The following is a 4,538-nucleotide window of genomic DNA, read 5'->3' as shown; positions in this document are numbered from 1 at the left end:
CCTTGTCTATCTTCACCTTCTGCTCGCGGACGTTGGCCGACGGCGCGGACAGCTCGCGCTGCGCCGTCTGCGAGAGCGCCTGGATCCGGGTGGCGATCCGCCGGGCGAGGACGATGTAGGTCCCGAAGAAGACGATCAGGCCGGGGACGATGCCCGCCCACACCGGGAACCCGAGCAGGCGGACGATCACCGCCACGGCAGCCCCGGCAGCGAGCAGAGCTTCGCGGGGTTGTAGAGCTTCAGGGAGTCGTAGTGGCGCCGCCAGTTGTCCCCGATGCGTTCTGCGGCCTCCAGGATCACGAACGGTCGGCCCCGTTCGGTGAGCTGCTGGCCGACGGCGAGGCCGGCCTGCCCGGCGCCGATGATGACGGTCTCGATGTCTTCGCGGTCTGATCCGGTCCGGGTGCGGGTGTCCATAGGGGCTCCTCCTGGTTCGTTCATCGGGTCTTCCCTGCGATCCGGCCCCGCCCGACGTTGATGACGGCGCGCAGCGCCGCTCCCCGGGAGCCGCCGGACCGTTCGCGGAACATGCCGTCGAGCACCTGCTCGACGTCGCTGGCCTGCCGGTCCGTCAGTGCCTCGAGGCGCTGTGCCCCGATCGGGTCGGTACGGGTGACGGCCTCCAGCAGGTGCTGTGCCGAGTCGAACCGCACCGACCGGGTCGCCGTCCGCACGCGGACCTCCGTCAGCCCGACCTGACGCAGCCGGTGGGCGAGCCGGGTCGGGTCGGCCAGCTGGAAGGCGGTCGGCGTCAACGGGGGTGGGGCGAAGTCTGCGGCCACCGCGGTGAGCGCACCGACGTAGTAGGCCAGCGGCTCCACCTCGCCGAGCGTGGCGAAGGACGCGACCCCGACCAGGCTGCCAGCCTGGGCGGCGTGCACGAGTCGCCGCAGGTCGGTCGCGAGGTCGGCCATCGTGGCCACCTGCACCGTCGAGACGGCCAGGTCGTACGCCTCCCCGTCCGGGCCGAGGTCGAGTGCTGCTAACGCTGCGGTGCGGGCTCCGACGTCCATGCCCCCAGACTCGCGGCACCGTCGACGGACCGCTTCGGGAGGAACACCCATATCTGGATCCCGGGCGGATATGGGTCTTTCTGTGTAGACGCCACCCGCGGGTTCACATGACGTCGTGCTCGTAGGCCCAGGCGGTCGCGGCGGACCGCGAGGAGATGCCCAGCTTGGTGAACATGTTGCTGAGGTGCCGCGCGACGGTCTTCTCGCTAATCACGAGCGTGTCCGCGACCTCCCGGTTCGTGGCGCCGGTGGCCACCAGGCGCAGCACCTCCACCTCGCGGGGGGTGAGCCCGCCCGGCGCCGCGGACTCCTCGGTCGGTGCGAGCTCCGCGACCCGGGCGAGGTCCGGGGTGGCGCCGAGCCCCTCGAACACCCGGCGTGCGGCGTCCAGCTCCATGTCGGCGGTGTCGTCGTCCCCGAGCTGCCGGCATGCCTCGGCCATGCGCAACCGCACCCGCGCCGCCTCGTAGGGGGCGTCGAGCTCCTGCCACGCGGACCAGGCACGCCGCAACGCGACGCCGGCCGTCTGCGGATCACCGTCGGCCAGCACGACCGCGCCCCGCGCGGTTGCCGCGACCGCGTGCAGGTAGACGACGTCGAGGTCGGCGGCGAGCTCCTCCAGCTCGTCGGTGGCGGCGCGGGCGGCGTCGACATCACCCGCAGCGAGCGTGATCTCGACGAACGCCGACAGGACCCGTGACCGCTTCATCCGGTCCTCGGCGGTCTCCTCGACGACCCGTCGGATCGCGGACCCGGCGTCATCGATCCGGCCCTGCGCCAGCCGCAGGAGGGCGAGCCCGGGCTGGACGGGATGGCCCCACTCGCTGGCCTGCCGGTAGGACTCCTCGGCCCGGGCGAACTCGCCCCGCAGACGCAGCAGCTCGGCCTGCTGGTAGCGGGCCATGCCCATCACCGGGTCCGTCGGCGGGCCTTCCAGGTGCGCACAGGCGCGGTCGGCCTCCTCCATGGCCTCGGACCAGTCCCCGCGCAGCTGCATGATCTCGGACCGGTGGATCAGGCACTGACCGCGGTACGGCTGCAGTCCCGGCTGCCGGGCAACCCAACGACTGAGCGCAACCGTCCACTCCTGGGCCCGGCGGACGTCGAACATCTCGCGGCAACCGATGACGACCCCGCAGTAGACGATCCCCGCCGGGATCGGAGAGACGTCCCCGGCCGTCACGGCCACCATCGCGGCGTCGAACATCTCGGCGGCGCGGTCCGCGTCGGCCATCGCGACCAGCGCGCGTCCGCACCCCAACCGGGACAGCGCCATGAGATCGGGATCGTCGTACCGGTCCGCGATGGCCCGCACCTCCTCGAAGGCCGCCAACGACGTCTGCGGATCGCCCGCATCCAGCGCGCCCAACGCCTGGGGGATCCGGACGTAGCCCTGCTCCGGACCCTCGAGACCGGACTCCTCCAGGAGGTCCCGAGCCCGGGCGATCCATCCCGCACCGGGCGCGTGCTGGCCCCGCCGCAGGTGCAGGACCCCGAGCCAGAACGCCGACCGCACGGCCGGTCCGACCTCCCCCGCCTCGACGAACGCCTGGTGGGCCCGCTCCGACGCGTCGGTGGCCTCGTCGTCATGTCCGGTGAGCGACGCCGCGACGGCCAACCGCTGCAGGTCGTCCGCGGACAGATCCAGGTCCTGATCGGCGGCCGACAGCGCCCCGAAGGCCTGGGTCCAGTCCGCCCGGGCGTACGCCTCACGCCCCGACGTCAGCACCTCAGAGGATCGCATCTCCACCTGTCCCGCACGCCCTCGCCCCACCCTACAGACGACGTCGCTGCCCTAGCCGCCCGCACCGCCGTGGTCAGCCAGAACCTCGAGGAACCGGTCGACGTCCCTGTCGGTCGTCCAGACGTGGGGGGAGACCCGCATGGAGTCCCCACCAGGCGCTCACGTGGACCTGCGCCTCGGCGAGGTCTTCGACCAGCGTCGGTGGCGCGCCGCCGGGGATCCTGACACCCAGCATGTGGCCGACCCGGACGTCTTCACCACGCCATGCTCGACGCCATCGACCAAGGCGACGCCGACCAACTCGAAGTGATGATCCGCGAGCACCTCGCCGCCGCCCGAGACGCCCTTCTCGCCGAGCTCGTCACCGCCAACGACAGCGAATGACGTCAGCCAGGGAGGCCTACCCCCCCGCACGAGCCCACGCGTACCGTTTCACGCGCGGCTACTCGCCGGATCATTATGGGTGTCGAGCTTCTCACGACCACCCGCCCGCAACCACGGCTTCCGCGCGGAGTTCCCGGACCATTGGATATCGAACACGCCGACCGCTCGGAGCGGTAGTTGACCAAGCGCTGTGCTCCGGCCCGAGGCAACTATGACCTTCAGCGTCGGGGATGAGACGTTCGAGGCCGGTGCCGGAACGCTCGTCTGGTTACCACGGATCGTGCGCCACGTTCGCGAACCTGTCGGACGGCCCAGCGTGGGTCTTCGGCACCATCACACCGGCGGGCTCGAAGGCATGTTCGCCAAACAGGCCGAGTACTTTGCATCGGTGACCGGACCGCCTGACGAGTCACGCATCGACGAGATCGGGGCCCGATGGGGGGTTGCCCGTGTCGGTCCTTCCCTGGAGGTCACCGAGTGAAGTAGTCGCCGTTCGCAACCGGTTGGACGTCCGGGGCCGGCGATCTTCGATCGGGTACTACGGGGCGAGTAGGGACGCGCGCCGTGGATCACGCTGGTGGGGATCGACGCGTCGCCGGGTGCGCTTCGAGTGACGTCAAGGCCGAAGGTAGATCCGCACCGTCTCCACCGGATGCGGGGAGCCGTGTCGCTCACCGAGAACTCCCCGCTCGAACAGCGGCAGCATCCGGTCCGCCGCCACTTGACCTCGGTCAGCAGCTGACTCCCACACCGACACGGTCGTGACCTGACCGTCCTCCTCCCACGAGAGCAGCGCCAAGAGGCTGTCGGGAGGGTCATCCAACAACCTGCTCTCGCGCCAAACGTCCTCGGCGGCGTCGCGGGTGGTTGTGACCTTGTCCATGAACATGGCGGCCTCTCCCTTCACAGAAGCAGCACATTACGGCCGTCAGCCGCGCTCCAGGCGGCGACGCCCGCTCTCCTACTTGACTCGACCGAGTAGTCGTGTGCGTCATCGATCGGTTCCGACGGGCCGCAACCCGCGCGGCAAGCACGGTTCTGAGCGCGGTGTCTCGGGCGGGGCAGCCCGGCTACACGAGTTACGGGAAACTGCGGTAGTTCACGCACGACGTTCGGCGCGGAACACGGCATAAGCGCCCGAGGGCCGTACGAGAACGGGAGATCGCTACCGCCGTACTAGCCCTGTGGTAGATCATTGTCGGACGGGTTCGGGATTGGACCGCAACCAAGCGGGCGGCTGAAACGTCTGTGTATGAGGCGATGACTGCCGGAGGACCGTTGGAGTCCACTACACCGTTCGACGACTTCTACACCCGCGAGCTTCCGCGGGTCGTGGGCGCGGTGAGCCTGTACTGCGGCGATGCCGACGTGGCCTCCGAGCTCGCGCAGGAGGCGTT

Annotated in this window: 6 protein-coding genes; 1 reads left to right on the top strand and 5 read right to left on the bottom strand. The window is 70.3% G+C overall.

What is annotated here, in order from left to right; translation table 11 throughout:
• The 4 genes from KY462_16650 to KY462_16635 form a co-directional block, all read right to left on the bottom strand.
• Nucleotides 1–196: tetratricopeptide repeat protein (locus tag KY462_16650; protein MBW3579329.1), on the bottom strand; the 196-nt coding region annotated here is incomplete at its 3' end.
• Nucleotides 187–417, bottom strand: coding sequence for an NAD(P)-binding protein (locus tag KY462_16645; protein ID MBW3579328.1), 231 nt, complete (start codon nucleotides 415–417; stop codon nucleotides 187–189). The genes KY462_16645 and KY462_16650, both read right to left, overlap by 10 nt.
• 20 nt (nucleotides 418–437) lie before the next feature.
• On the bottom strand, nucleotides 438–1,013 hold the full coding sequence (locus tag KY462_16640) for a hypothetical protein (protein MBW3579327.1): 576 nt from the start codon (nucleotides 1,011–1,013) through the stop codon (nucleotides 438–440).
• 103 nt (nucleotides 1,014–1,116) lie between these two features.
• Nucleotides 1,117–2,757 (bottom strand): LuxR C-terminal-related transcriptional regulator, encoded by a 1,641-nt coding sequence (locus tag KY462_16635; protein MBW3579326.1) that lies wholly within the window; start codon nucleotides 2,755–2,757, stop codon nucleotides 1,117–1,119.
• Between the two features lie 700 nt (nucleotides 2,758–3,457).
• Here KY462_16635 and KY462_16630 point away from each other — a divergent pair.
• On the top strand, nucleotides 3,458–3,622 hold the full coding sequence (locus KY462_16630; protein MBW3579325.1) for a hypothetical protein: 165 nt from the start codon (nucleotides 3,458–3,460) through the stop codon (nucleotides 3,620–3,622).
• A 135-nt stretch (nucleotides 3,623–3,757) separates the two neighbouring features.
• Here KY462_16630 and KY462_16625 read toward each other — a convergent pair whose 3' ends face one another.
• Entirely contained in the window at nucleotides 3,758–4,030 is a 273-nt protein-coding gene (locus KY462_16625) for a hypothetical protein (GenBank protein MBW3579324.1), read from the bottom strand.
• Nucleotides 4,031–4,538 lie beyond the last annotated feature (508 nt).

The organism is Actinomycetota bacterium (assembly GCA_019347675.1).
Lineage (GTDB): Bacteria > Actinomycetota > Nitriliruptoria > Nitriliruptorales > JAHWKO01 > JAHWKW01.
Note: the sequence above shows the minus strand (reverse complement) of the source record. Positions and strands in the feature narration are given on the sequence as shown.

What these genes read in the sequence shown, in the direction of transcription:
- KY462_16645 (MBW3579328.1), bottom strand. Translation starts at nt 417, where the DNA reads ATGGACACCCGCACCCGGACCGGATCAGACCGCGAAGACATCGAGACC.
- KY462_16640 (MBW3579327.1), bottom strand. Translation starts at nt 1,013, where the DNA reads ATGGACGTCGGAGCCCGCACCGCAGCGTTAGCAGCACTCGACCTCGGC.
- KY462_16635 (MBW3579326.1), bottom strand. Translation starts at nt 2,757, where the DNA reads ATGCGATCCTCTGAGGTGCTGACGTCGGGGCGTGAGGCGTACGCCCGG.
- KY462_16625 (MBW3579324.1), bottom strand. Translation starts at nt 4,030, where the DNA reads ATGTTCATGGACAAGGTCACAACCACCCGCGACGCCGCCGAGGACGTT.